The following is a 25,619-nucleotide window of genomic DNA, read 5'->3' on the forward strand; positions in this document are numbered from 1 at the left end:
TTCCTCCTGCCCGGCGGCTACAACCCCACCAAGCTCGTCCGGCGACTCGGCTCCGCGGTGCCCAAGGTGCGGAGCAACGTTCGCGGGTTGCACATCTTCACCTTCAACGAGATTCGCAAAACCGAAGAGTGGCGAAGGAAACTGCTGGCCTCGGTATCCGAAAAGGACAAGCGATGACGCGGCAACACGACAGTTCCGACTACGGGCGTCTGATCGTGCAGGGCGAGGACCGGCCCGGAATCGTGGCGAGTGTCTCTCGGGTGCTCAGCGAGCACGGCGCCAACGTCGTGTCGCTCGACCAGGCGTCGAGTGACCCGTCGGGCGGCCGGTTCTTCCAACGCACCGTCTTCCACCTCCCCGACCTGTCGGGCAAACTCGCCGAGCTCCACGATTCCCTGGAGAAGACACTCGGCGACGAGCTGGGCATGGACTTCCGGTTGGTCGAGGCCAAGCGCAAGAAGCGTTTGGCGATCTTCGTCTCCAAGACCGACCACTGCCTGCTCGACCTGTTGTGGCGGCATCGGCGCGGAGAGCTGCCGGTGACCATCTCCATGGTGGTGTCCAACCACCCCGACCTCGGCGACGAGGTGCGCCGCTTTGACATCCCGTTCTTCCACGTCCCCGTGGAGAAGGACAGGAAGGCGGAAGCGGAGAAGGAACAGCTGAACCTGCTGAAGGGCAACGTCGATGTGGTGATCCTCGCCCGTTACATGCAGATCCTGTCGGGCGAGTTCCTCGACGAGGTCGGCGTGCCGGTCATCAACATCCACCATTCGTTCCTGCCGGCGTTCATGGGCGCGGGCCCGTACCAGCGGGCGAAGGAACGCGGCGTGAAGCTCGTGGGCGCCACGGCTCACTACGTCACCGAGGACCTCGACGAAGGACCGATCATCGAGCAGGACGTGATCCGCGTGTCGCACCGTGACTCGGTGCGGGACCTGCAGCGCAAGGGCGCCGACGTCGAACGGCTCGTGCTGGCGCGCGCGGTGAAGTGGCACTGCGAGGACCGCGTCATCCGCGACGGCAACACCACGGTCGTGTTCTAGGAGGATCCAGGTGACCGCACGGATTTTGGACGGTCGGGCGGTGTCGGCGACGATCCTCGACCGGGTGCGCCGCGAGGTCGGTGAGTTCGTGGACGAAACGGGTCGGGTGCCCTGTCTGGCGACGGTGCTCGTCGGTGACGACCCCGCGTCCCACACCTATGTGCGGATGAAGGCCAACCGCTGTGCGAAGGTCGGTATGCGCTCGCACCGGGTCGAGCTCGACGCGAGCATCACCACCGAGACGTTGGTGGACCGCATCCGGGGCCTGTCGGCGGACCCGGAGATCGACGGCATCCTGCTCCAGCACCCTGTGCCGTCCCATATCGACGAGCGTGCCGCCTTCGAGGCGATCGACCCCACCAAGGACGTCGACGGCGTCACCCGCACGTCGTTCGCGCAGATGGCGTTCGCCGAAGGCGGATTCGCCTCGGCGACTCCGGGCGGGATCATGGCGTTGCTCGACGCCTACGACATTCCGCTGGCCGGCAAACACGCCGTCGTCATCGGCCGCAGCGCCATTCTCGGTCGCCCCGCCGGAATGCTGCTGCTCGCCAGGGACGCGACCGTCACCTACTGCCATTCGCGCACAGTGGACCTGGCGGAGCGCGTGGCCGAGGCCGACGTGGTGGTCGCCGCCGTCGGCCGACCCGGACTCGTGCGCGGCGAGTGGATCAAGCCTGGGGCCGTGGTCGTCGACGCGGGTTACGCGGACAACACCGGAGACGTCGAATACGAGGCGGCGGCCGAGCGGGCCTCGTTCATCACCCCGGTGCCCGGCGGAGTCGGTCCTATGACCATCGCCACTCTGCTGGAGCAGACCATCAAGGCGGCCCGCGATCACGAAGCCTTCCGTACGCACGGTTCGGCATGACACAGTCGATGTTCGTCGGACATCGCTGAGGGTAGGAGCCGAAGGGTGAGCAAGAAAGCCCCGATCCGGGACATCGACGAGTCGGCATTGCAGGTCGGCGACGCGCAGGAGCACGCGGCGGGAGTGCGGGCCGTCGCGGTGTCGATGAAACGCGCCTACGAGCAGATGGGTGTGACCCGCACCGCAATCACGCTGCCTCTGCTCAACCAGCGCGCCGGGTTCGACTGTCCCGGCTGCGCGTGGCCGGAGTCGGAGGGGCGTCGCAGGCCCGCCGAGTTCTGCGAGAACGGGGTCAAGGCCGTCGCCGAAGAGGCCACCACGCGTCGGGTGACCCGCGAGTTCTTCGCACGGCACTCGGTGTCGGAACTCGCCGAGCGCACCGATTACTGGTTGGGGCAGCAGGGACGCCTGACCGAGCCGATGGTGCTGCGGCCCGGCTCCGACCACTACACCCCCATCGGTTGGGAGGAGGCGTTCCAGCTCATCGCCGACGAGCTGAACGCCCTCGACTCACCCGACGAGGCCCTATTCTACACCTCCGGCAGGACGAGTAACGAGGCCGCGTTCGCCTACCAGCTGTTCGTACGCAGCTTCGGGACCAACAACCTGCCCGACTGTTCGAACATGTGCCACGAGTCGTCGGGCGCGGCGCTGACCGAGACGATCGGGATCGGCAAGGGGTCGGTGAGTCTGGAGGACGTGCACCAGGCCGACCTCATCGTCGTGCTCGGCCAGAACCCCGGCACCAACCATCCGCGGATGCTCTCGGCCCTGGCCGAGGCGAAACAGCGCGGGGCGCAGATCATCTCGGTGAACCCGTTGCCGGAGGCCGGGCTCCTGCGGTTCAAAGACCCGCAGACCGTACGTGGAGTCGTCGGCCGAGGTGATGAGCTGACCGACGTGTTCTGTCAGATCCGCCTCGGCGGTGACCTCGCGTTCTTCAAGGCGATCGGCGCGCGGCTGCTGGACGCGGAGGACGCCGCACCGGGCACCGTGCTCGACCGCGAGTTCATCGAGCGGCACACCCACGCCTTCGAGACCTACCGCGCGCAGGCACGAGCTCTCGACGAGGCCGAGCTCGTCGAAGCCACCGGCCTGTCGAGCGAACTGATCGACGACGTGGCACGACGGTTCGTGCGTGCGGAACGGATCGTGTTGTGCTGGGCCATGGGGCTCACCCAGCACAAGCATTCGGTACCGACCATTCGCGAGGCCGTGAACGTCATGCTGCTGCGCGGCATGATCGGCAAGCCGGGGGCGGGTCTGTGCCCGGTGCGCGGGCACTCCAACGTGCAGGGCGACCGCACCATGGGCATCTACGAGAAGATGCCGGACAGTTTCCTCGACGCCCTGGACCGCGAGTTCAGCATCACCACGCCGCGCGAGCACGGTTACGACACCGTCGACGGTATTCGTGCGATGAAACGCGGGGAGGCCCGCGTGTTCATCGGCATGGGCGGCAACTTCGCCCGTGCCACGCCGGACACGGAGGTCACCGAGGCGGCACTGCGGTCGTGTTCGCTCACCGTGCAGGTGTCGACCAAACTCAATCGGTCTCACGTGGCCACGGGGCGGACGGCCCTCATCCTGCCGACATTGGGGCGCACCGAGGTCGACGAGCAGGCGAGCGGCAAGCAGTTCGTGACCGTGGAGGACTCCATGTCCGTGGTGCACCGCTCGCGTGGGCGGTTGCGCCCGGCGAGCGAGACGCTGCTGTCGGAGGTGTCCATCGTCTGCCGGTTGGCTCGCGCCACACTCGGCCCCAACCATCCCGTGCCGTGGGAGAAGTTCGAGGCCGACTACGACACCATCCGCGACTCCATCGCCCGTGTCGTGCCGGGATGTGAGGACTACAACACCAAGGTGCGGCGACCGAACGGGTTCGTGTTGCCGCATCCGCCTCGCGACGCCCGGGAGTTCCCCACCGACACCGGCAAGGCGAACTTCACCGTCAACACCCTGTGGTATCCGAAGGTGCCGCGGGGACGGTTGTTGTTGCAGACGCTGCGCAGCCACGACCAGTACAACACCACGATCTACGGGTTGTCGGACCGGTACCGGGGGATCGAGAACGCGCGGCGTGTGGTCATGGTGAACGCCGACGACCTCGCTGAACTCGGCCTGCGGGACGGGCAGCGCGTCGATCTGGTCAGCGAATGGACGGACGCGGACGGGCGGAACACGGAGCGGTGGGCCGACGACTTCCGCATCGTCGTCTATCCCACGGCGCGAGGTTGTGCCGCCGCTTACTACCCGGAGACCAATCCGTTGGTGCCGTTGGACTCCGTTGCCGATGTCTCGAACACGCCGACCTCGAAGTCGGTGGTGGTTCGCCTCGAACCGAGGAGGTAGTTGGTGACCATCGCGAATCCCGTAGCGCTCTCCGGGGCCGCCGCGGTGGCCGCACGGCCGGATGTGGGGCCGTTGCGTGTGATGGGCATCGTGAATGCCACGCCCGACTCGCTCTGGTCGGGTAACAGGCATCACACTGTGGAGCGCGCTATCGCCGCGGGACGTGCGATGTTCGAACTCGGCGCCTGGGCCGTGGACGTGGGCGGTGAGTCCACGCGGCCCGGCGCCGAGCCGGTGTCGGTCGACGAGGAACTCGACAGGATCGTTCCCGTGGTGTCGGCGTTGGCGGCCGTGGGCACGGTGTCGGTCGACACACGGCACGCGGAGGTCGCCGAGGAGGCCGTGCGGGCGGGTGCGTCGATCATCAACGACGTGTCCGGTTCCTTGGCCGATGTCGCGGCGCGTCTCGGAGTCGGCTACGTCGGTATGCATTCCCACACCGTGCCGGTGCTGCCCGGTGTGTACCCCCATTACGACGATGTCACCGCCGACGTCGCCGCTCACCTTCGGTCCCTGGGCGAGGTCGCTCATGAGGGCGGCGCGGCGCCGGTGTGGATCGATCCCGGCATCGGCTTCGGTAAGTCCCTAAAGGACAACATCGAACTGTTGCGGCGGTTACCGGCACTGTGTTCCCTCGGTTTTCCGGTGTTGTTGGGAGTGAGCCGGAAGTCGTTCCTCGGCGAGTTGACCGGCAGGGCGGTGGCCGACCGCCTGGCCGGGTCGCTGGCGGTGGTGGCACCCGCGTGGTCCGCTGGAGTCGACGTCATCAGGGTGCATGACGTGGCCGAAACACTCGACACGATCGCCGTGCTCGAAGCCGTGTGGGACGGGCGGGGCGACGGCCGGTCCCGCTGAGGGCGTCGCTTCGCTTTCGTGCCGTCGTTTCGGCTGTATCACTGTGGGCTCATCGCTGTGTGGGTTCGTCGCCGTGGGCTCATCGTTTTCGGAGCCCGCTCAGGCGGGCGGGTGAAGGCTGTGTCTGCGTCCGGTGCCTTTGCACCATCGGCACACGCGTGAGGCAATCACCAGCTGCGGCACGCAGTCGATGATCGCGGCCTTCGGATCGGGCACGTGCCCGTCGCCGTCGCAGGTGTGGCACCACACCCGTCCCTCGGTTTCGTCGTCCATGCAGTGTCTCCCACGTCTCCTACGAGTCGGCTGTTACCGTCGCAAACCGGGCAGTCTACGCACGGTGATCGGTGTCGGGGCATGCGATGTCCCCCGTTCTCGTCGATGCCTTCTGCGCCTCTGATCGGGAGCGCTCGCCTGCCCCGGGCCTCGCCCGCGTGAAGCTCCTTTGTGGAGCGACTGTGGAACGGCTGCGGAAGCGACATCGCCGCAGAACTACACCGCTGCGGAAAAGACACCGCCACGGAAACGGCGCTACCACGGAACGTGGTGGCAGTGGTGGGTGTTCGCCACCGTGCTGTCGTTGGAGGCCGACGTCTTCGGCGCCCTGATCCTCGTCGTGTTCACGAAGAGGTTGTACGAACGGCACTCTGCTGAGGCGAAAGACCCGCCTGAGCAGAGCTGAGGCCCGGGCCGCCTACCCCAGGGGTGGCCCGAGTTGCGGGCTACTCGAACCGCAGCTGCGGGTACGCCGTTATGTCCAGGCCGTAGTGGGCGTAGACCTTGGTGGTGTTCATCCCCGTCAGTGTGTCGGGGTCGAGGCCAAGCCACTCGGCGGCGCGGCGCACGGCGGTGACGTTCTCGCCCTCGATCTCCAGGTACGGCGGGATCTTCGGCCACTCGTCGAGCTCGAACCGCACACCCTCCCGCTGCCAGCTGGTGCGGTAGTTCTCCTGGTACGCCTTCGGCGTGTAGCCGAGCATTTGCAGCATCTGATGCGTGGTGTCGAAGTCGGAGACACTGATCTCCCACTCATCGGTGCCGTCGATGCCGTCATGGCGGATGCGCTTGATCGACAGCGTGGTGCCGGTGTGGGTCTGCCGCAGCCGCATCCACGTCGATACGTCGCCGGGCACGATGTCGTACACGTAGCGCCGTTGCAGGGTCCGCGGCTGGACCACCGGCGCCTGGCGCAGCCGATCCGCGATCCTCGCGCGGTCGATGTCCAGCGCCTTCGCCTCGTACTCGATCGGCATGAGCTGACCTTATCCCTTCTCGTGCGTGTGCGCGTCCGCCGCAAGGGCATCGTGTTCGCTGTCCCGGAGTTCGTGGATTTCGCGGGCGGCGTCACCGGAGGCGAACTCGTCGACGTCCTGGCACAGGTCCATCCTCTGGATGCACAGCCCGGCCAACCACTTCTTGGCGCGGGAGCGGTACAACCTCACCCCGTAGAATCCCTCCTAGCAGTCGCGGTCGTTGTTGAACCGGCAACCGAGGCAGGTGCGCGGCAGCCTCGTGGGCCGGATGCGCTTGACGTAGATCCGTCGTCCCTCGGGCAGCAGGTAGGAGGTGCGAAAGCCTGACGTTCCCGCGGTGATGTGGTGGGCTTCGATCACGGCGCCGCGCTGCCGCAGTACCTCGTCGATGGCGTCGAGGCTCTCCTGGCCGTCGTCGAGGGAGTTGAGCAGCCGCACCGACAGCTGCGGGCTGTACTCGTCGAGCAGGCGGTGCACCCGCGCGATGTGGGTGTGGTCGACCACGACGATGTTGGCGTCCGCCCGCACCCCGTGGGCGAGTCAGGCGCGGATGCTGTCCTTCAGCGCGACGATCTTCGCGGCGGCGCGAGTCTCGTCGGCGAAGCGGGAGTGCTGCACCTGCGCCAGTTCCTGCGGCGTGGTGCCGAAGATGGAGAAGTTCACCTTCTCCAGCCCGGCGGCTGCGGCGCCGGGGATGGCACGGGCCCCGTTCTCGCCGTTGGAGGTCATGCGCACGCTGTACCCCGCTTCGCGGGAGAGGCGCACCAGCTCCGCCAGCCGCGGGTGCAGTGTCGGCTCGCCGCCGGTCAAGTGCAGTTCGGTGAGGTCGAGCGCGTCCCGCAGCGTGCTGATCGCCTGCACGTACTCGGGGCCCGGCAGCATCGTGGCTGGCACGAAGCTCACCCCATTGGTGGGCGTGTAGATCGACACCCGGCCGCTGGACCCGGCGGCGGTGAGCGGAAGGGTGCGGCGGGAGTTCTCCGCCGCGACGGGTGTGCCCTCGTTGTGGCAGAACGTGCAGGTCATCCCGCACGCGTCGAGGATCTTCACCCGCAGCGTGGTGTCCCGCGTGATGTAGGTAGGCACAGTGGCCATGACGACCTCCGTTGGTCGTGGGAAGGAGCTATCGCGTCTCCCGAGGTGGTATGGCCCTAGGGGCACGGGGTGCTCGCATGCGCAGGCCGGTGGTCTACGTGAGCTGCCGGAGTCCTTCGAGGACGGCGTGCAGAAGTGGTGTGGCCGGGTCAGATCAGGCGATGAGGCGCCAGTCGCCGTCGATCAACGGCGGGTCGGGGTCGATGTGCGGCCAGTCGTCGATACGGGGTAGCACGGCGATGGTGTCGTCGAGCGCCCGCATCGGTGTGGTGGGGTCGCCGTCGAGGGTGAGCCAGTCGTCGACGGGCACATCGGTGATCATCGTGCGGTCTCCAGGTCGGCGGCATCGGGGATCTCGTCCACCGGGAATCCCAGCCGCACGCGGACCTCGCGGTCGCAGTGCCAGCAGGTGGGGTCGAGCCAGACCCCGACGATGTCGTCGGTCGTCGGAGTGACGGTCGCGCCGCACAGGACCGGCAGTGCCCGCTGTGCGGCTGGTTGGTGGTGGGTGTCGTAGGCGTGCCGTCGTCCGCCCGCTTGTTGCCAGAGGTAGCGCTGCACCATGCCCCCAGCTGGTAAAGTCATCTGTACCAGTTTGAACGGTGGCAGACCGGGAAGCACAGGTCAAGACGTAATCTGGTCATGACAACTAGCCCCGGGGAGAATCAATCGAATGGTGGACAAGACAAGCGGTGTCCCCGTGCACCGGCAGGTCGCAGCGGATCTGAGGGAGCGCATCACCACAGGCGAGTACGCACCCGGCGACAAACTGCCCAGCGAACGAGCCATGATCGAGACCTACGGCGTTTCGCGGCTCACCATCCGAGAAGCACTCGGCATCCTTCGCGCCGAAGGAGTTGTCGTCACCGAGCACGGGCGCGGAGTGTTCGTGCGTCTACCCGCATCCATCCAGCGCCTGTCGCGATCCCGGCTGTCACGGGCGGCGCGAGTGGAGAACAAGGGCGCCTTCCTCGCCGACGCAGTCGCGCAGGGGTTCACGCCCAGCAGTTCGGTACGCGTGCGGTTCGAGCCGGCCGACGAGCGTGCCGCCGGTCATCTCGGAATCCAGCCGGGTGACGAGGTGACCGTGCGGGATCGCGTGATGCGGGCCGACGGGCTCGTGGTGCAACTCGCTGTCTCGCGTCTGCCGCGCACGTTCACGCGGGGCACCGCGATCGAGGAGGTCGACACCGGCCCTGGCGGGGCGTACGCGCGACTGGAGGAAGCTGGACACACCATCAGTCACTACGCCGAGCACGTCGGTTCCCGCATGCCCACACCCGAGGAAGCATCAGCACTTCAGCTCGGTCAAGGAATCCCGGTCATCACGGTGACTCGGGTGGCCTACCGGGAGGACGGCACACCGCTGGAGATGAACGACATGGTCCTTCCGGCCGACCGGTACGAACTGTCCTACGAGTGGGCCGCCGAGTAGCTCTCGGCTTCGATCACCGGGTGGGCGTCGATCTCGGCGGCTCGGTCGATGAATTCACGGCCCAACCCGGCGAGCAACTCGCCGACATCGCGCAGCGGCCCGGCCGGTAGCTGCCCGCCGTCCTGGCGGATCATCAGCTCGACGACGATCTCGCCGAACTGCCTGTTCACTTGCCCGGCGCGGGCGAGGAGGACGCGGTCGTGTTCGATCATCGGCCGCACCCCAGGCAGTCGACGACCGGGCCGTCGTGTGGCTCGTCGGTGGCAGGAAACGACCGGCCGCACGGTCAGCGCGTAGGCGCTGAGCCACGCGCCGACGATCACCCCCGCCACGGGCAAGGGCGCTCCGAGGGTGGTGACGATCGATATGGCCGCCGGAAGCGCGGGAAAGAACGCGAACGGTGCCGCCGAGTACGGATTCCCCTCGGCGTCGACGGTGTTCTCCCCATATCCGGTGTATCCGTGTTCGGCGATGCCGAGATACCACTGCCCGTCCCATGCGACGAGTTGGTCGAGAACCGGTTCGTCGTTTGCTACGGCCATGAGCGCGAGCACACCGAAGCCAACCAAGCGCGCGAGCACGTAGGCGCCGATGCCGAGGACCCGCGGGGGAGCGGAGGCGAGAACACGGCGAACAAAAGGAACACGGACAGTGTTCAATCCAGTGAGGAGGGTTACGGGATTGTCGCGGGGAACGCTTTCCGCGTCATTGCAACGGAAAGACGACAAGCGGCTCATCGGTACACCACCACTGGCGGGGCGGGGTGACCACCGTCATAGCCGCCGGACAGCAAATCAGGGCGAACGAAGTCAATGAGAGTAACGACGAGGCACGCGGCGATGAGGGGATAGCAGACCAGCCGAGTAAGAGCCCCTGTGAGGGTTCTGCGCAGCCGAGGATGCGGCGGGATAAATGGACGGTTTATGGACTGTCTGTTGAACTCTCCTGGTCTAGCATGTTCAGAAAGTGCGCTTGGCCAGGTCCTTTGTGCCCCCGGCAGGACTCGAACCTGCGACCTAGAGATTAGAAGGCTCTTGCTCTATCCAGCTGAGCTACGGAGGCCCGCGGCGACCGTTGCGGTCATGCCACATGACTCAGCTTAGTCGCCGCTACCTCTCTGATCGTCCGATACCGGCGAATCGTTTCACCCCTCACCCGGCTCGGTGACCAGATCTTCGCTGAAGATAAGCGAAATCGTGATCACCGAGCCGGATGGGCGACCGTGGGCCGCCGGGTGGCGGTCGGACGGCCCACGGGAAGGGGCCGCGCGGTCGGGGCAGGGCGCGGCCCCTTCGAGTGCGTGACACCTCCACGTGCTCCCTGCCGTGGCGGTGTCACGCGGCTCGTCGTGAAAGCGGTAGAAGTAGCGGTAGAAGCACAAGCCGACGAGGGCCGAGCGGGAAAACCGGAGCCCGGTCGATCGCCGCGCGCCTCGGTGTTCCGGAGACTGGCCTTTTCGAAGGAGGCGAGTGGCCTAGTTCCAGATCTTCACCGCCCGGACCAGATACGGACTTTGTGGCACGAACGTGCCCGGTCCTGGGAAGGTGCTGAAGTCACCCTCGGTGGAGCAGTTCCTGTCTTGATAGACGGTCACGTGCCGATCGATGCGATTGCCGAACGCGTGGGCTTCCACCCCGTCCGGTAGGGGACGGCACTTTTCGGGGTTGGTGTTGCGTAGGTCGAGGCGGACGATCGTGCCGCCGTAGTCCTGCTCGGTCCACAGACAGAACTCACCCTGCTCGCACGCGTGCTCGGCGCCGGCGCGCCCCAGGCCTTCCGTTCCGGTCACTTTCGTCTCTGCCGCCGCGATTCCCGGGGTGATGGTGAGGACGGTGGCAGCGAGCAGTGATGCTGCACGGATCCTTTTCGCACGAGTGGTTCCCGCGCCACCCGATGTGGCGCTCGACACCCCGGTGGTGTCGCCGACTCCGTTGACTCCGTTGACTCCGTTGACTTCGGTGCGGTCGACGCTGACGGTGCGGTAGTGGCGCGTGCGGTGAAGCATCTCGTAATTCCCCCTGGTTCTGTATTGGTTCCGTACGTTTCCGGCTCGTTGGTGGCCGGGTGTGGCGTTCGTCGCTGTGATCCACGATGGCGTTGGGGCCGGTCCGTGTCAGGACGGAAAAACGAGGTTGTGGATAACTCGCACTGAGACGACCCGGTCGGGTGGAAGTTGTCCACAGTTCTTCGTATGTGTCGGTAAGCCTCGGCAGGGCGTGGTATGGCCGGCGCTCTCGTCCGTTCGAAGGCTTGCTCGGAGCTCGTCGCACCGGGCTCTTTCGCTGAGGCGTCGTTCGACCGCCGCCCGCGTCGCCGGGGAGTCGCAGGCGGACGTTCGGCCGAACGCCGACCCCGGCCGAAAGCGCGAGCCGACACACACCCGCCGCCCTCCACTGAGCTGTATCGGATGAGCTGGGCATACCCTCGTAGGCGTGGCCGTGGAAGTTGAACCCGACGCACCCGACTCCGGCGCCGCCGGGACCGCACCTCGACGGCGCCGTGCCGCCTTGGGCCCCCTCGTGGTGGTGGGCGCCTTGCTCGCCACCGTCGTCGCGGTGGGCATCGTGGCGCTCACCGGTGGGCTGAGCTACGGCGTCGCCGGTCTGACCGACCCCGGGGACCTCACCCGCTACGGGATCATGGTCGTGCGTGTCGGCGCCGACCTCGCCGCGGCCGTGTGTATCGGCTCACTGCTGTTGGCGGCGTTCCTGGTGCCGCCCCAGAAGTCCGGAACCCTCGACGTGGACGGTTACGCCGCCCTGCGCACCGCGGGGACGGCCGCGTGGGTGTGGTTCGTGTTCGCGCTCGCGTCGGTGCTCTTCGTCGCCGCGGACGGTGCGGGCAAGCCGGTGACGGACGTGTTCGACCCCTTGGTGCTGTTGAACTACGTCGAGGCCATCGAACAGCCGAAGGCGTGGCTCCTCACGGCGGGCATCGCGCTGTTGCTGGCGCTGGGATGCAGGATCGTGCTGTCGTGGGGCTGGACCACGGTGCTGTTCTTCGTCTCGGTCTTCGGTCTGGTGCCGATCGCGGCCACGGGCCACTCGGCCAGTGGCGGTTCCCACGACATGGCCACCAACAGCCTGCTGTACCACCTGGTCGGCGCCGCCCTGTGGGTCGGGGGTCTCATCGCCCTGCTCGCTCACGCCAGGCGACGTGGTGACCATCTGGCATTGGCCACGTCACGTTTTTCCACGGTCGCGTTGGTGTGCTGGCTGGTGCTCGGGGTCTCCGGTGTGGTGAACGCGCTCGTGCGTGTGGCGCCCAGCCAGTTGTTCACCACGGACTACGGGCTGGTCGTGCTCGCCAAGGTGGTGGCGATCGCGGTGCTCGGCGTGTTCGGCCATCAGCACCGCCAGCGCAGCGTGCGGGAACTCAACGAGGGCGCGGGTGGTGGCACGCTCGTGCGGTTGGCCGCCGTCGAGGTGCTGATCATGTTCGTCACTTTCGGCCTCGCCACCGCGTTGTCGCGGACACCTCCGCCGTTGGAGATCGCGGCCCAGCCGTCGACCATCGAACTGCTCATCGGGTACGACCTCAACGGCGCGCTCACTCCGCTGAGCGTGCTCACCGACTGGCGGTTCGACCTCGTCTACGGCACGTTGGCGCTGGCGATGGCCGGTCTCTACCTCGCGGGCGTGTGGCGGTTGCGGCGTCGGGGTGACTCGTGGCCGGCGGGACGCACGGCGGCGTGGTTGCTGGGCTGCGCTGTGCTGCTGCTGGCGACCTCGTCCGGCTTGGGGCGTTACTCGCCCGCCATGTTCAGCATCCACATGATCAACCACATGTTGCTGTCGATGCTGGTGCCGATCCTGCTGGTGCTGGGCGGGCCGATGACCCTGGTACTGCGGGCGCTGCCGCCCGCGGGCCGGCAGCGCCCACCGGGGTTGCGGGAGTGGCTGCTGGCGTTCGTGCACTCGCCGCTGGCCCGGTTCTTCACCAACCCGATCGTCACGCTCGTGCTTTTCGTGGGCTCGTTCTACGGGCTCTACTTCTCGGGGCTGTTCGACGTGTCGTTGCGGCACCACTGGGCACACCTGGCGATGAACGCGCACTTCCTGCTCGTCGGGTACGCCTATTTCTGGCCGATCATCGGGATCGACCCGTCCCCGAGGAAGCTGCCCCCGCTCGGCAGGATCGGGTTGCTGATGGCGTCGGTGCCGTTCCACGCCTTCTTCGGCGTGATCCTCATGAACATGCAGACGGTGATCGGCGAGGACTTCTACCGGGCGCTGGACCTGCCGTGGGTGGACGGCTTGCTCACCGACCAACAGGTCGGTGGTGGTATCGCGTGGGCGTCCGGCGAGCTGCCCGTGTTGGTCGTCATGATCGCCCTGCTGGTGCAGTGGACGAGGGCGGACGAGCGCGCGTCCAAGCGGCGTGACAAACGTGTGGAGGCCAGGGGCGATACCGAGCTGGAGGCCTACAACGCGATGCTCAGACAGCTGGCGGATCAGGAGGCGCGACGCCGGTAACAGGGCACGGGCGGCACACGATGAGTGACGCACCGACGGCCTGGGTGAGCGAGCTGTGAGCTTCGCTCTACGATCGGGGTATGGCCGAGTTCATCTACACCATGAAAAAGGTGCGTAAGACCGTCGGCGAGAAAGTGATTCTTGACGACGTCAGCACCGCGTTCTACCCCGGCGCCAAAATCGGCGTGGTGGGGCCGAACGGTGCGGGTAAATCCACCGTTCTCAAGATCATGGCTGGGCTCGACCAACCGAGTAACGGCGAGGCTTTCCTCCAGCCCGGTGCCAGCGTCGGCATTCTCCAGCAGGAACCGCCGCTGAACGAGGAGAAGACGGTGCGCGGCAACGTCGAGGAGGGCCTCGGCGAGATCAAGGTGAAGCTGGACCGGTTCAACGAGATCGCCGAGCAGCTCGCCACCGACTACAGCGATGCCCTGATGGAGGAGATGGGCAAGCTGCAGGAGGAGCTCGACCACGCCGACGCGTGGGAGCTGGACTCGCAGCTGGAACAGGCGATGGACGCGCTGCGCTGCCCTCCGGGGGACGAGCCGGTGAGCCACCTGTCCGGTGGTGAACGGCGCCGGGTCGCCCTGTGCAAGCTGCTGCTGTCGAAGCCCGACCTGCTTCTGCTCGACGAGCCCACCAACCATCTGGACGCCGAGAGCGTGCTGTGGTTGGAGCAGTTCCTCGCGACCTATCCGGGCGCGGTCCTGGCGGTCACGCACGACCGGTACTTCCTCGACAACGTGGCCGAGTGGATCATGGAGTTGGACCGTGGTCGTGTCGAGGGCTACGAGGGCAACTACTCCACCTACCTGGAGAAGAAGCGCGAGCGTCTCGAGGTCCAGGGCAAGAAGGACGCCAAGCTCGCCAAGCGCCTGAAGAAGGAACTGGAGTGGGTGCGCGCGGGTGCGAAGGCCCGCCAGACCAAGTCGCGGGCGCGGCTGGAGCGCTACGAGGAGATGGCGGCTGAGGCGGAGAAAAACCGCAAGCTCGACTTCGAGGAGATCCAGATCCCGCCGGGGCCGCGGCTGGGCAGTGTCGTGGTGGAGGTCGAGAACCTCACCAAGGGGTTCGGTGACCGGCTGTTGATCGACGATCTGTCGTTCACGCTGCCTCGCAACGGCATCGTCGGTGTGATCGGTCCCAACGGTGTCGGTAAGACGACGCTGTTCAAGACGATCGTGGGCCTGGAGGAGCCCGATTCGGGCACGGTGCGGATCGGTGACACCGTCAAGCTGTCCTATGTGGACCAGCAGCGCGCGGGGATCGATCCCGAGAAGACGGTGTGGGAGGTAGTGTCCGACGGGCTGGACTACATCCACGTCGGTCAGACCGAGATGCCGTCGCGTGCCTACGTGAGCGCGTTCGGGTTCAAGGGGCCGGATCAGCAGAAGCCCGCGGGTGTGCTCTCCGGTGGTGAGCGGAACCGGCTGAACCTGGCGCTCACGTTGAAGCAGGGTGGAAACCTGATCCTGCTGGACGAGCCGACCAACGACCTCGACGTCGAAACGCTCGGTTCATTGGAGAACGCGCTGGAACAATTCCCCGGTTGCGCCGTGGTGATCTCCCACGACAGGTGGTTCCTCGACCGGGTCGCGACCCATATTCTCGCCTGGGAAGGTACCGAGGAGAACCCGGCGAAGTGGTTCTGGTTCGAAGGGAACTTCGACGGCTACGAGAAGAACAAGGTCGAGCGGTTGGGAGCGGAAGCTGCTCGGCCACGTCGGGTGACTCGTCGGAAACTGACCCGCGACTGATGTCGTGGCGTGGCCGTGAGGTCACGGCGCTTCGTTCTCACGGCGCCACGCGCGGCATCAGCGAGCCCCCGGAGTCGACAGTTGAGGACAGACCCAGTGGCAACCACTGAGCAGACAGGCGTAAGCGCGGCGGACAGCCGGAGGTTCACTGTTCACGACGGCGTCGCCGGGGGCTTGGCTTCGGTCGAGCAACTGGTGGAGCGCGCCTCGGCCCTCCAGGTACGCGCTCCCGAGCTGGCTCTCATTCTCGGGGAGCGAGCCGCCGCCGCGGCGGAGTCGGCGGGGGCCAATGAGCTGTGGGTACGGGCGGAAAGCCTTGTCGTCCACACCAGGGTTCGTCTCGGCCACAGGGCGTCGACCGTGGGCAGGGCGGTGACAGCGCTGCGAGCGGCCGAGGACGCGGGGCACCCGGTCATCGCGGCTCAGTTGCGTACCGACCTCGCGGTGTGCGCGCGGGCTGTGGGAGCACCGTTGACGGGACTGGCGGCGCTGCGGCCGGTGCTCACCGTGGGTGGGTTGTCGTCGGTGCAGCGGGCGGCGGCGCTGTGTCATCTCGTCGGTTGCCTCGGTACGTTCGGTCGGAAGGCGGAGCTAGACAGGGTGCTGCTGGAGGGCGATCACCTGATCGCCCGGGACACGCAGCTCGGTGACGACGACCGACTGGCCGCGAGGGCATTGCTGCGGGTGGGTGTGTCGGCGCACCGGCGTCGGCACGGCGACCTGGTGGGGGCGGCCGACGCGGCTCGAACCGGTATCGGTTTTCTCGACGACCTCGGCGACGCCGATGCGGACGGAGGGCTGGCTCGGGTTCGGCTGGTCCTCGAACTGGTCTGCTCGTTGCTCGACCGGGGTGACGCGGATCTCGCTTTGGAGGTCGCCGAACCGCTGTTGGCGACACCCGCGCGGGCCGGGGGCATCGCACCGTCGGCCTGGTTGCGGTTGGCCATAGCCACCCGGGTACATCTGGTGAACGGTTCGGCCGAGACGGCGGCGAGGATGTTGCGCGACGCCGTGCACAGCACCGGACGGCATGGTCTGTACGCGCTGACCGCTCGGCTCTGGCTGGAGTTGGCCCACGTCGAGGAGCGCATCGGCCAGGCGAGCGAGGCCATCCAATGCCTGTACCGTGCGCGGTCGGCCGAACATCTGCACACGCGGGTCAGCAGCCAGGCGCGGGCCTTGCTCACGGGTGCCTTCGGGACGGGGGAGCAGGCACCGGTCGACCTCGCGGGGATGGTGGTGGCCGCAGGGCAGGCCGCCTCCGCGCAACCACCCACGCAGCGGACGTCGTCGGATTCGGAGTCCCGGGGTAAGGCCGGGACGTCGTCGCAGCGGTCGTCGGCGGGGTCGTCCGGCGGTAAGCGCCGTGCCGACGAGCGAGACGCCTCGTCGCGGCCGAGGGTGGTGCTGCCGATGTTGCGGCTGGCGTCCGGTCGTGGCGAAGCCGCCCAGCCGTCCCAGTCGTCCCAGCCGCCGACACCCGGTGGCGAGAACGCGGACTCCACGACGGGGTCGGCGGCATCGGCCGCCTCGTCTTCCTCACCCCGGACTCCCGCGGCATCCCAGACTCCCGCGTCGGCCTCGTCTCCTGCTTCGACTTCCGAGCCGCCGGAGCCGAGGACGAGCACGGACGAGGTGTCGGCCACCGAGATCACGGCCGTCACCCCGATCATCACCGACGACACGCCGCCGCCGGAGCCGAGGCGGAGACGACGAAAACCGGAGCCGGAGGACTCGACCGAGAAGACGTCCGAGCAGCCGGTGTGGGATATCAGCAAGCCGCCGTTCACCACGCCCAAGCGCCGGCGACACGACACCGAACACGGTTCGGTCGCCGCCCGGTCGGTGCTCGACCGGCTCGGGATCTCCCCGGGCAAAAGTGGAGGGCGTCGACGTGCAGCGGACAGAGACGACCAGGACGAACGAGTGGGGAGTTCCGGTACCGGTTCTTCCGCCTCCGGGGTGAACGAGACTCCCTTGGCCGGTCAAGCCGCCGAAGCATCGGTGACAAGCGGCGCCGGCGCCACGGCGGCCGGGAAGCCGCCGGCCGACGAACCCACCGCTGCCTCCGGCGAGAACAGCACCGCCCGCACCACCAGCACTGTTTCCTCCACCGGGTCCGCGACCGGCCTCACCGGAACGGACACGCCCACGACCACGGAGACGAGCCCGAAAACCGAGTCGGAGGACTCGGCCACCACAGAGGACTACGGCTGGCTGCCGCGGTTGAAGCTGCCGCCCGCGCTGGCTCCGCTGAACGAGGAATCCGTGTCGACTGCGACGGGCCAGGCGGAGCAGGACTCCGGTGCGGGCCAGGCGGCGCAGAACACGACCGCCGAGCATGCCGAACAGTTCTCCGACGCGGGTAGTTCGTACGACCCGGGTGGTTCCCACGGGGCGCCGACCGACGACCCACCGCCGGACGCGGGGTTGGCCGAACTGTTGGCCCGGGCGCTTGCCGAGCACCAGGCGGGTACGGCGAGTGCCGCGGCGTTGGTGCGCAAGCTCGGAGTGGACGACGAGCAGCCTCGCATCAACGGCAAGCATCGCGGCGACGGTTGAGGCGCGTACAGCGACTTCTGCCCGCGCCGGCGGGCGGTGCGATGTGTGAGCGGGGACGTCCGGGCGCGAGCAGGCGATAGTTGTTCGCCGTCATCGGTGTCCTCGGCGCTCTCGGCGGTCGTGTCGCTGTCAACACCCTCGTCCATTCCTCGGAAGGACCTCGAAACACGCTTGTGGCCCCACAGGGGTGCTGGTAACCGACCGATGACGTCATGGGACAGTAACTGTGAGAGGCGTGACGTTGGGGTCTAGCCAGGACACTGGAGAGTTGGGTTGCCTGACACAAGCTCGACCGGAACATCGGCCCATCCCGGCATCGACGACGCGAAGACCGATACCGCCAAGATGCCGCGTAGCCCGGAGCAGCTCCGCGACGAACTCGTGGAGGCCACCGCGGCCCAGGCACCGGACATCGCGGATCTCATCCGCATGTATTACCGGCTCGTTCCCGCCGAGGAGATTCTCGGCGACAATCCCACCGACCTGATCGGTGCGGTTCGCTCGCACGTGGAGCTCGCCCAAAAGCGCGTGCCGGGTAGGTCGGTGGTGCGGCTGTTCAACCCGAACACCGACAACGACGGTTGGGCGCGTGAGTCCACGGTCGTACAGGTGGTCACGGACGACATGCCGTATCTGGTCGACTCCGTGGTCGCCGAGCTGTCTCGCAGCGGGGTCCAGGTGCAGCGCATCGTGCACCCCATCGTGGTCGTGAGCAGGGACGTGGCGGGCGCCCTGGAAGAGATCTACCCGAAGGCCAACGTCGCGACCCCGCCGTCCGGTGCCGTCGTCGAGTCGTGGATGTACTTGGAGGTCGACCCGATCGGCGACCCGGCACGTGCGCGGGAGCTGGACGACAGGTTGTCCAAGGTGCTCAACGACGTCCGAGAGGTTGTCGAGGACACCGACAAGATGACGCGCACGGCGGTGGACATCGCGAAGTCGCTCGACGAGCATCCGCCACCGCTGCCCGAGGAAGAGGTGGCCGGGGGCATCGAGCTGTTGCGGTGGCTGGCCAACGGGCACTTCATGTTCCTGGGCTACCGGCACTACGAGGTGGTACCCGAGTCGCGGACGAGTGAAGAGCCCGTGTTGCGGGCCGTTCTGGCCTCCGGCCTCGGCGTACTCCGGCAGGACAGCCTCGTCGCGCGCGACCTGACCGACGGGCCCGACACCGCTTCGCGGGTGCTGTCGCCGACTCTGCTGGTGTTGACGCAGGCCAGCACCCTGTCCACAGTGCATCGACCCGTCTACCCGTACTACGTCGGTGTCAAGACGTTCGACGAGGAAGGCCGGGTGACGGGTGAACACCGCTTCCTCGGAATGTTCACGTCGTCGGCCCTGCACGAGGACGTGCTCGACATCCCCGTGGTGAACCGGCGCGTCCGCGAGGTCATCCACAGGGCCGGGTTCCCGATGGAGTCGTACTCGGGCCAGCAGATGCTGGACGTCCTGCAGAACTGGCCGCTGGCCGACCTGCTCTCGGCCGACACGGATTCGCTCTACGCCACCGTCACGGGGGCGATCACGCTCACCGGTCGGCGCAGGTTGCGGTTGTTCCTCCGCAGGGACCCGTACGGCCGTTTCTATTCGTGTCTGGTCTTCCTGCCCCGGGATCGTTACACGACCCGGTCGCGGTTGGCTATGCAGCAGGTGCTGCTCGACGAGCTCGACGGTACATCGTTGGAGTACAGCACTCGGCTCGGTGAGATCTCGCTGGCACAGATCCACTTCACCGTCTACACCGGATCGGAAGGCGTCACCGAGCCCGACACCGTGCGTATTCAGGAGCGCCTGGAGGAGGCCTCTCGGACCTGGGACGACTCGTTGGTGGAGGTCATCCTCGACGAGCGCCGGGCCCGTGCGGGTAACGGCAAGGCGGTGACTCTGGCTGGTGAGGAGTCGGCCACCGAGCAGGCGCACCGGTACGCCGCTGCCTTCTCCGAGGCCTACAAAGAGGACTTCGACGCGGCCACGGCGCTGGCCGACATGCGGAAGCTGGAGGCGCTGGACACGTCGGACGCGCTCGACATGTCGTTCTACCTGCCCGCCGACGCGGCGCCGGGGGAGCGACGGTTCAAGCTGTATCTGCGTGAGGGCGTGACACTGTCCACATTGCTGCCGATGTTGCAGCACATGGGCGTGGAGGTGGTGAACCAGCGGCCGTACGAGGTGCAGACCGAGGGCGGCCACCAGTGCTGGATCTACGACTTCGGATTGCGTATCGAGCCGCGGGTGCTGGCGGAATACGGTGACGACGCCGAAGAGGACCTGCGGGTGCGTTTCCAGGACGCGTTCGCCGCTTCCTGGAGGGGGCTCACCGAAGTCGACGGGTTCAACGCGCTCGTGCTGCGGGCGGGTCTGACCTGGCGGCAGGTCTCGGTGCTCCGGGCTTATTCGCGATACCTGCGTCAGGCCGCCTCCCCGTATTCGCAGGAGTACATCGAGGCCGCGCTGCTGGCGCACACCGACGTCGCGAAGGCGTTGGTGCGGTTGTTCGAACTGCGGTTCGATCCCGGACGGGACAACGAGCGACGCGACGAGGAGGTCGACGCCCAGGTCGCCGAGATCAACACCATGATCGACGCGGTGACGAGCCTGGACACCGACCGTATCCTGCGGCGGTTGTCGTCGGTGATCATGGCGACGCTGCGCACCAACTACTGGGTGACCGATGCGGACGGCTCGCCGCGTCCGTACCTCGCGTTCAAACTTGACCCGCAGCGGGTCCCGGAACTGCCGGAACCCCGTCCCGCTTACGAGATCTTCGTGTGCTCGCCCCGAGTCGAGGGTGTGCACCTGCGGTACGGCTCCGTGGCCCGGGGCGGGTTGCGGTGGTCGGACCGCCGCGAGGACTACCGCACCGAGGTCCTGGGACTGGTCAAGGCGCAGGCCGTGAAGAACGCCGTCATCGTGCCGGTGGGCGCGAAGGGCGGTTTCGTGGTCAAGCAGCCGCCGGCTCCGACCGGTGACCCGAGCATCGACAGGGAGAACCACCAGCGCGAGGGTGTCGAGTGCTACCGGATGTTCATCTCGGGGATGCTCGACCTCACCGACAACCTCGTCGACGGTGTCACCGTGCCCGCACGGGACGTGGTGCGTCACGACGGTGACGACAACTACCTCGTCGTGGCCGCAGACAAGGGCACCGCGTCGTTCTCGGACATCGCCAACGAGGTCGCGGCGGAGTACGGCTTCTGGCTCGGTGACGCCTTCGCCTCCGGCGGTTCCCACGGCTACGACCACAAGGCCATGGGCATCACGGCGAGGGGTGCCTGGGAGAGCGTCAAGCGGCATTTCCGGGAGCTCGGCAAGGACACGCAGAGCGAGGACTTCACCGTCGTCGGCATCGGCGACATGGGCGGGGACGTCTTCGGCAACGGCATGCTGCTGTCGGAGCACATCCGGTTGGTGGCCGCGTTCAACCACCTGCACATCTTCCTCGACCCGAACCCCGACGCCGCCACGTCGTACCGCGAGCGCAAGCGGCTGTTCGAGCTGCCGCGTTCGTCCTGGGAGGACTACGACCCCTCGCTCATCAGCGAAGGCGGTGGCGTCTACTCGAGGTCGGCGAAGACGATCCCGGTGAGCCCGCAGGTGCGGGAGGCGCTCGGCCTGGCCGACGACGTGACGACGATGTCGCCTGCGGAACTCATCCGTGCCATCCTGAAAGCGCCGGTGGACCTGCTGTGGAACGGCGGCATCGGCACCTACGTGAAGTCCGAGAGCGAGACGCACGCCGATGCGGGCGACAAGGCCAACGACGCCGTCCGCGTCAACGGTGGCGAGCTTCGCGTGAAGGTCGTGGGCGAGGGCGGGAACCTCGGGTTCACCCAGCGCGGCCGCATCGACTTCGCCCGCAAGGGCGGAAAGATAAACACCGATGCTCTCGACAACTCGGCGGGCGTGGACAGCTCCGACCTCGAGGTGAACATCAAGATTCTCCTCGCACAGCTCGTGGCGAAAGGGAAGTTCGACCAGCAGCGGCGCAACGCCCTGCTCCAGGAGATGACCGACGAGGTCGCCGAGCTGGTGTTGGCCCACAACTACCGGCAGAACGCCGTCCTCGGTGTCAGCCGGGCGCACGCGGCGTCCATGCTGCCGGTGCACAGCAGGCTCGTGGCCTCGCTGGAAGCCAAGGGCGCGCTCGACCGTGAGCTGGAGGCATTGCCCAGCGAGGCGGAGTTCGCTGCGCGGGAGAAGGCCGGTGAGGGGCTGAGCTCGCCCGAACTGGCGACCTTGCTGGCGCATGTCAAGCTCGATCTCAAGGAGGAGATCCTCGACAGCGATCTGCCGGATGAGGAGGTCTTCGCCCGCAGGCTGCCGGAGTACTTCCCGACGCCGTTGCGCCGTGACTATGCGGACGAGATCGCGAAGCACGCGTTGAGCCAGCAGATCATGACGACTCTGCTGGTGAACGAGGTCGTGGACGGCGCGGGCCTGTCGTACGCGTTCCGGCTCGCCGAGGAGCTCAACGCCACCGGCACCGACGCGGTACGTGCGTTCGCCATCGCCACCGGTGTCTACGACCTGCACCGGGTGTGGGACGACATCGCCGCGCTCGACAACGTGGTGCCCACCGACGTCGCCGACAGGATGGTGCTGGAGACTCGGCGATTGCTCGACCGGGCGGCGCGGTGGTTCCTCACCAACCGGCCTCAGCCGCTGGACGTCGGTTCGGAGCTCGACCGGTTCGCCGGCCGCATCGCCACCCTGGTGCCGCGGCTGGACGAGCTGCTGCGGGGCGAGGAAGCCGAGACCGTGCGGCGCGAGACGGAGGCCCTGAAGGAGCAGGGTGTGCCGGAGGACCTCGCGCGGCGAGTGTCGTTGGTGATCACGAGCTACTCGCTGCTCGACATCGTCGAGGTCGCGGAGGTGGCCGAGCAGGAGCTCGGGCTGAAGGGCGAGGACGGCCTCATCGAGACGGCGAAGCTGTACTACGCGCTGTCCGACCACCTCGGTATGGACCGCATGCTGACGTCCGTGAACGCGTTGGAACGCGGCAACCGGTGGCACGCGCTCGCCCGGTTGGCGTTGCGGGACGACCTGTACTCGTCGATGCGGTCGATCACCCTGGAGGCTCTGCGGCAAAGCGACCCTGACGACAGCGTGGACGGCAGGATCGCGCAGTGGGAGCAGGCGAACTCGTCGCGGCTCGCGCGTGCCCGCGGGACACTGGACGAGATCGAGAGCACCGGCAGGTTCGACCTGGCGACACTGTCGGTGGCGGTGCGGCAGATCCGCGGCGCGATCCGCTGATGTGCTGGTGCGATGGCTGGTGAGATGACCCCGTACGTGGCATTGGTGCGGCCGCGCTGGTCCGACATGGACGCGTTCGGGCACGTCAACCACGCACGGTTGGTGACCCTGTTGGAGGAGGCGCGGGTGCCGCTGCTGTTCGGCGGCGGCCCCGACGGCTCCGATCCGGGCCTGTCCGACTTCGCCAAAGGCATCGTCGTGGTACGGCTGCACGTGGACTATCGGGCGCCCATCCTGGTCGAGGGGCAGAAGGTCCGCGTCGAGATCACGTTGGCGGATCTGCGACACGCTTCGTTCACTCTCGACTACCGGGTCAGGACCGGGCCGTCCGAGGACGACCCGGTAGCCGCCACCGCCGGCACCGTGCTCGCGCCGTATGACCTCAGCCGAGGCAAGCCACGCAGGCTTTCCGAGTCCGAGCGGGCTTTTCTCAGCAAACATGTCCCGAGCGGAGGACGGACGTGACCGAGCTACGGATATTCGACCCCGCCGACCGGGAGAGCCTGGGCGCGTTCGTGGCGCGCGCGGTGAGGCTCGATGGTCAGGCCATGGTGCGGTTGCGCAGGCGCAACGAGAAGGTCGTCGAGGCATGGGCCACCACGCCGTTCGACGTGTTGGTGACCCGAGCCGTCGAAGGCGAGGTGACACCGTCGGACGTCACGGTGTCCGGCAACGAACTGTTGGCGGCACTCACCGTCACCAGGTCCGACCGGATGGACCCGGGGCCACCTCAGGACCTGCTGTGGCGTTCGGAACTCCCGACGAACAGTGAGTGGCAGCCCGTCGACGACCTTCCCGTCAAGGTCGTGAGCGACCTGGCAGACCGGGGCGTGGAGCTCGCCAGGGAGAACGTCGGGCCGCAGGGCACTCCACCGGCCTCGCTGATGGACCATAACGTGCTGACGGTGTCCGGCCCGGGGCACGAGGTGAAAGTGCCGATGCGGTGTTTGTTCGCCCTGTCGGGCATGGGGTTCGTCGACTCGTCGTTGGGCGAGGACGTGGTGCGGGTGTCGGCCACGGACGCGTGGTTGCGTCTCGACGCCCGATACGGCGCGGTATTACGACGTCGTCGGGCGTTGTTGCCGTTGCTGTTCTGACGCCCCAAGGGTAACCGGGCGTGGCCTCGGCGATGTTGTGGCTGTGTGGCATCGCTTCGCGCGTCCCGGTTACCGAGGGGCTGTAGCGGGCTCGGCAGAGTCAGTCCCAGCTGTTCATCAGAGAGTGCGCGGCTGTCTCCAGATAGGTCCACAGCCGTGTGCGATACGGCTCCTCGACGCCGGCTTCGTCCACCGCGATACGCATGGCCCGTAGCCAGGCGTCCCTTTCGATCGGGCCGATCTTGTACGGCGCGTGCCGCATCCGGAGCCGAGGATGCCCGCGCCTGTCCGAGTAGGTGTGCGGGCCTCCCCAATACTGCATGAGGAACAGCCTGAGCCGTTCCTCCGCGGGGCCGAGGTCCTCCTCGGGATACATGGGCCGGAGGATCTCGTCCTTGGCGACCTCGGCGTAGAACCGTGCCACGATCTTGCGGAAGGTCTCTTCTCCGCCCACCGCGTCGTAGAAGGTCTCGTGCCGAGCGGGTTGGACACTCACGTCTACCACGTCTCCATTCTGCCGGTTGTCAGCGGCCGACCGACTCGCCGTTTCGGACGGGGACCGTGCCCAGGAACCGGCCGAGTGGCGGCTCGAAGCCCTCACGCTCCAGAGCTCGCATGATCTCGGCTCGGAGAGCCCGCTGCACGGCCCACTGGCGGCCGGGCCGCACCTTGGTGGTGAGACGGAACTGGACGGCTTCCGGGGTGACGTTCTCGACACCCAGGACCTGGGGGTTTTCCAGCACGTCGGGCGCGATCGAGTCTAGTTCGGCCGCTTCCCGTGCTACCTGTTCCAGCACGGCCGTGGCTTTGTCGATACCGCTGTGGTAGCCGACGGGGACGTCGACGACGGCGACCGCGTAGCCCTGGCTGAAGTTGCCGACACGCAGGACCTCACCGTTACGCATGTACCAGACCGTACCGTTGAGATCGCGGAGTGTGGTGATACGCAAACCCACCGACTCCACCGTGCCGGTGGCTTCACCGACGTCCACGATGTCACCCACGCCGTACTGGTCCTCCAGCATCATGAAGATGCCCGACAGGAAGTCTCTGACGAGGTTCTGCGCACCGAAACCGACGGCCACACCGACGATGCCCGCCGAAGCGAGAATGGGGGCGAGGTTGATGCCCAGCTCGCCGAGGATCAGCACGAAAGCCAGGCCGAACACCACGAAGCTGGTCAAAGACTTCAGCAACGAGCCGATGGTCTGGGCTCGTTGTCTGCGCCTTTCCAACACCACGGGCCCGAGCACCTCGGGAGCGCGTTCCTTCAAGGGCCGCAGTATCGCGGGTAGCCTGCCTGTGCCCTCGACCGACGTGCGTGTGAGCCTGTCGATCAATTTTCGGATGACGAATCGGATGAAGACCGCACCGAGGAGGATCAACAGGATGCGGAGTGGGCGTGCCACGAGCCAGTCGGCCGACGCCGCGAGCCACTCGTTGCCCGTGAGGTGCCAGAGTTGCTGACACCATGACCCCGCATCCTGGGTGCACTCGGGTGGTTCGCTCCCGGGTGACTGGCTGAGGAACTGTTCCACCGCTGGTTCGCACTCCTCCCTGGTGTGCTC

23 protein-coding genes and 1 tRNA gene are annotated in these 25,619 nt (G+C 67.2%); 12 read left to right on the forward strand and 12 right to left on the reverse strand.

Features of this window, described 5'->3' with window-relative positions; genetic code table 11:
• The first annotated feature begins 173 nt into the window (after window positions 1-173).
• From purU to folP, 4 genes are read left to right on the forward strand one after another with little or no spacing between them, the layout of a single operon-like run.
• A complete protein-coding gene (purU, locus tag M7H19_RS10340) occupies window positions 174-1,046 on the forward strand; it encodes a formyltetrahydrofolate deformylase (protein WP_298180199.1) in 873 nt (290 codons plus the stop codon).
• Between the two features lie 10 nt (window positions 1,047-1,056).
• Window positions 1,057-1,917, forward strand: coding sequence for a tetrahydrofolate dehydrogenase/cyclohydrolase catalytic domain-containing protein (locus M7H19_RS10345; RefSeq protein WP_298180201.1), 861 nt, complete (start codon window positions 1,057-1,059; stop codon window positions 1,915-1,917).
• A 45-nt stretch (window positions 1,918-1,962) separates the two neighbouring features.
• On the forward strand, window positions 1,963-4,269 hold the full coding sequence (locus M7H19_RS10350) for an FdhF/YdeP family oxidoreductase (RefSeq protein WP_298180203.1): 2,307 nt from the start codon (window positions 1,963-1,965) through the stop codon (window positions 4,267-4,269).
• A gap of 3 nt (window positions 4,270-4,272) precedes the next feature.
• Complete coding sequence (gene folP, locus M7H19_RS10355) at window positions 4,273-5,124, forward strand: dihydropteroate synthase (protein ID WP_298180205.1); 852 nt, start codon at window positions 4,273-4,275, stop codon at window positions 5,122-5,124.
• A 99-nt stretch (window positions 5,125-5,223) separates the two neighbouring features.
• On the opposite strand, the gene M7H19_RS10360 is transcribed toward folP, so the two are convergent.
• The gene (locus tag M7H19_RS10360; protein WP_298180207.1) at window positions 5,224-5,397 is read right to left on the reverse strand and encodes a hypothetical protein; all 174 of its coding nucleotides are present in this window, start codon (window positions 5,395-5,397) and stop codon (window positions 5,224-5,226) included.
• 283 nt (window positions 5,398-5,680) lie between these two features.
• Here M7H19_RS10360 and M7H19_RS10365 point away from each other — a divergent pair, with 283 nt between their 5' ends.
• A complete protein-coding gene (locus M7H19_RS10365; protein ID WP_298180209.1) occupies window positions 5,681-5,803 on the forward strand; it encodes a hypothetical protein in 123 nt (40 codons plus the stop codon).
• A 40-nt stretch (window positions 5,804-5,843) separates the two neighbouring features.
• Here the strand turns inward: M7H19_RS10365 and M7H19_RS10370 are convergent, their stop codons facing one another.
• From M7H19_RS10370 to M7H19_RS10395, 6 genes are all read right to left on the reverse strand, one after another.
• The gene (locus M7H19_RS10370; protein ID WP_298180212.1) at window positions 5,844-6,374 is read right to left on the reverse strand and encodes a CYTH domain-containing protein; all 531 of its coding nucleotides are present in this window, start codon (window positions 6,372-6,374) and stop codon (window positions 5,844-5,846) included.
• 9 nt (window positions 6,375-6,383) lie between these two features.
• The gene (locus M7H19_RS10375) at window positions 6,384-6,563 is read right to left on the reverse strand and encodes a hypothetical protein (RefSeq protein ID WP_298180214.1); all 180 of its coding nucleotides are present in this window, start codon (window positions 6,561-6,563) and stop codon (window positions 6,384-6,386) included.
• A 15-nt stretch (window positions 6,564-6,578) separates the two neighbouring features.
• Window positions 6,579-6,902, reverse strand: coding sequence for a hypothetical protein (locus M7H19_RS10380; RefSeq protein WP_298180216.1), 324 nt, complete (start codon window positions 6,900-6,902; stop codon window positions 6,579-6,581).
• Window positions 6,903-6,914: 12 nt separating this feature from the next.
• A complete protein-coding gene (locus M7H19_RS10385; protein ID WP_298180218.1) occupies window positions 6,915-7,469 on the reverse strand; it encodes a radical SAM protein in 555 nt (184 codons plus the stop codon).
• Between the two features lie 154 nt (window positions 7,470-7,623).
• Window positions 7,624-7,791 (reverse strand): hypothetical protein, encoded by a 168-nt coding sequence (locus M7H19_RS10390; RefSeq protein ID WP_298180220.1) that lies wholly within the window; start codon window positions 7,789-7,791, stop codon window positions 7,624-7,626.
• On the reverse strand, window positions 7,788-8,030 hold the full coding sequence (locus M7H19_RS10395) for a zinc finger protein (protein ID WP_298180252.1): 243 nt from the start codon (window positions 8,028-8,030) through the stop codon (window positions 7,788-7,790). The genes M7H19_RS10390 and M7H19_RS10395 overlap by 4 nt, the downstream gene beginning before the upstream one ends.
• Window positions 8,031-8,142: 112 nt before the next feature.
• Here M7H19_RS10395 and M7H19_RS10400 point away from each other — a divergent pair, with 112 nt between their 5' ends.
• On the forward strand, window positions 8,143-8,904 hold the full coding sequence (locus tag M7H19_RS10400; protein WP_298180222.1) for a GntR family transcriptional regulator: 762 nt from the start codon (window positions 8,143-8,145) through the stop codon (window positions 8,902-8,904).
• On the opposite strand, the gene M7H19_RS18620 is transcribed toward M7H19_RS10400, so the two are convergent.
• From M7H19_RS18620 to M7H19_RS10415, 3 genes are all read right to left on the reverse strand, one after another.
• Entirely contained in the window at window positions 8,883-9,446 is a 564-nt protein-coding gene (locus M7H19_RS18620) for a hypothetical protein (protein WP_363321363.1), read from the reverse strand. The genes M7H19_RS10400 and M7H19_RS18620 overlap by 22 nt on opposite strands.
• A 446-nt stretch (window positions 9,447-9,892) precedes the next feature.
• Window positions 9,893-9,966, reverse strand: a tRNA-Arg gene (locus tag M7H19_RS10410).
• 412 nt (window positions 9,967-10,378) lie between these two features.
• Window positions 10,379-10,909: a peptidase inhibitor family I36 protein gene (locus tag M7H19_RS10415; RefSeq protein ID WP_363321364.1), complete on the reverse strand. Its 531-nt coding sequence runs from the start codon at window positions 10,907-10,909 to the stop codon at window positions 10,379-10,381.
• Window positions 10,910-11,411: 502 nt separating this feature from the next.
• On the opposite strand from M7H19_RS10415, the gene M7H19_RS10420 reads away from it, so the two are divergent.
• The 6 genes from M7H19_RS10420 (at window position 11,412) to M7H19_RS10445 (ending at window position 24,051) form a co-directional block, all read left to right on the forward strand.
• Entirely contained in the window at window positions 11,412-13,379 is a 1,968-nt protein-coding gene (locus tag M7H19_RS10420) for a cytochrome c oxidase assembly protein (RefSeq protein WP_298180258.1), read from the forward strand.
• Between the two features lie 80 nt (window positions 13,380-13,459).
• Window positions 13,460-15,136, forward strand: a complete 1,677-nt coding sequence (gene ettA, locus M7H19_RS10425) for an energy-dependent translational throttle protein EttA (protein ID WP_298180224.1) — start codon at window positions 13,460-13,462, stop codon at window positions 15,134-15,136.
• 96 nt (window positions 15,137-15,232) lie between these two features.
• Entirely contained in the window at window positions 15,233-17,698 is a 2,466-nt protein-coding gene (locus tag M7H19_RS10430; protein ID WP_298180226.1) for a hypothetical protein, read from the forward strand.
• 273 nt (window positions 17,699-17,971) lie between these two features.
• The gene (locus M7H19_RS10435; RefSeq protein WP_298180228.1) at window positions 17,972-22,954 is read left to right on the forward strand and encodes an NAD-glutamate dehydrogenase; all 4,983 of its coding nucleotides are present in this window, start codon (window positions 17,972-17,974) and stop codon (window positions 22,952-22,954) included.
• Window positions 22,955-22,966: 12 nt separating this feature from the next.
• Window positions 22,967-23,419, forward strand: a complete 453-nt coding sequence (locus tag M7H19_RS10440) for a thioesterase family protein (protein ID WP_298180229.1) — start codon at window positions 22,967-22,969, stop codon at window positions 23,417-23,419.
• Entirely contained in the window at window positions 23,416-24,051 is a 636-nt protein-coding gene (locus M7H19_RS10445; protein WP_298180231.1) for a hypothetical protein, read from the forward strand. The genes M7H19_RS10440 and M7H19_RS10445 overlap by 4 nt, the downstream gene beginning before the upstream one ends.
• 100 nt (window positions 24,052-24,151) lie before the next feature.
• Here the strand turns inward: M7H19_RS10445 and M7H19_RS10450 are convergent, their stop codons facing one another.
• Together M7H19_RS10450 and M7H19_RS10455 are read right to left on the reverse strand one after the other, a co-directional pair.
• A complete protein-coding gene (locus M7H19_RS10450) occupies window positions 24,152-24,547 on the reverse strand; it encodes a globin (RefSeq protein ID WP_298180233.1) in 396 nt (131 codons plus the stop codon).
• A 28-nt stretch (window positions 24,548-24,575) separates the two neighbouring features.
• Window positions 24,576-25,589, reverse strand: coding sequence for a mechanosensitive ion channel family protein (locus M7H19_RS10455; protein WP_298180235.1), 1,014 nt, complete (start codon window positions 25,587-25,589; stop codon window positions 24,576-24,578).
• Window positions 25,590-25,619 lie beyond the last annotated feature (30 nt).

Source organism: Saccharomonospora sp., assembly GCF_027317685.1.
Lineage (GTDB): Bacteria > Actinomycetota > Actinomycetes > Mycobacteriales > Pseudonocardiaceae > Saccharomonospora.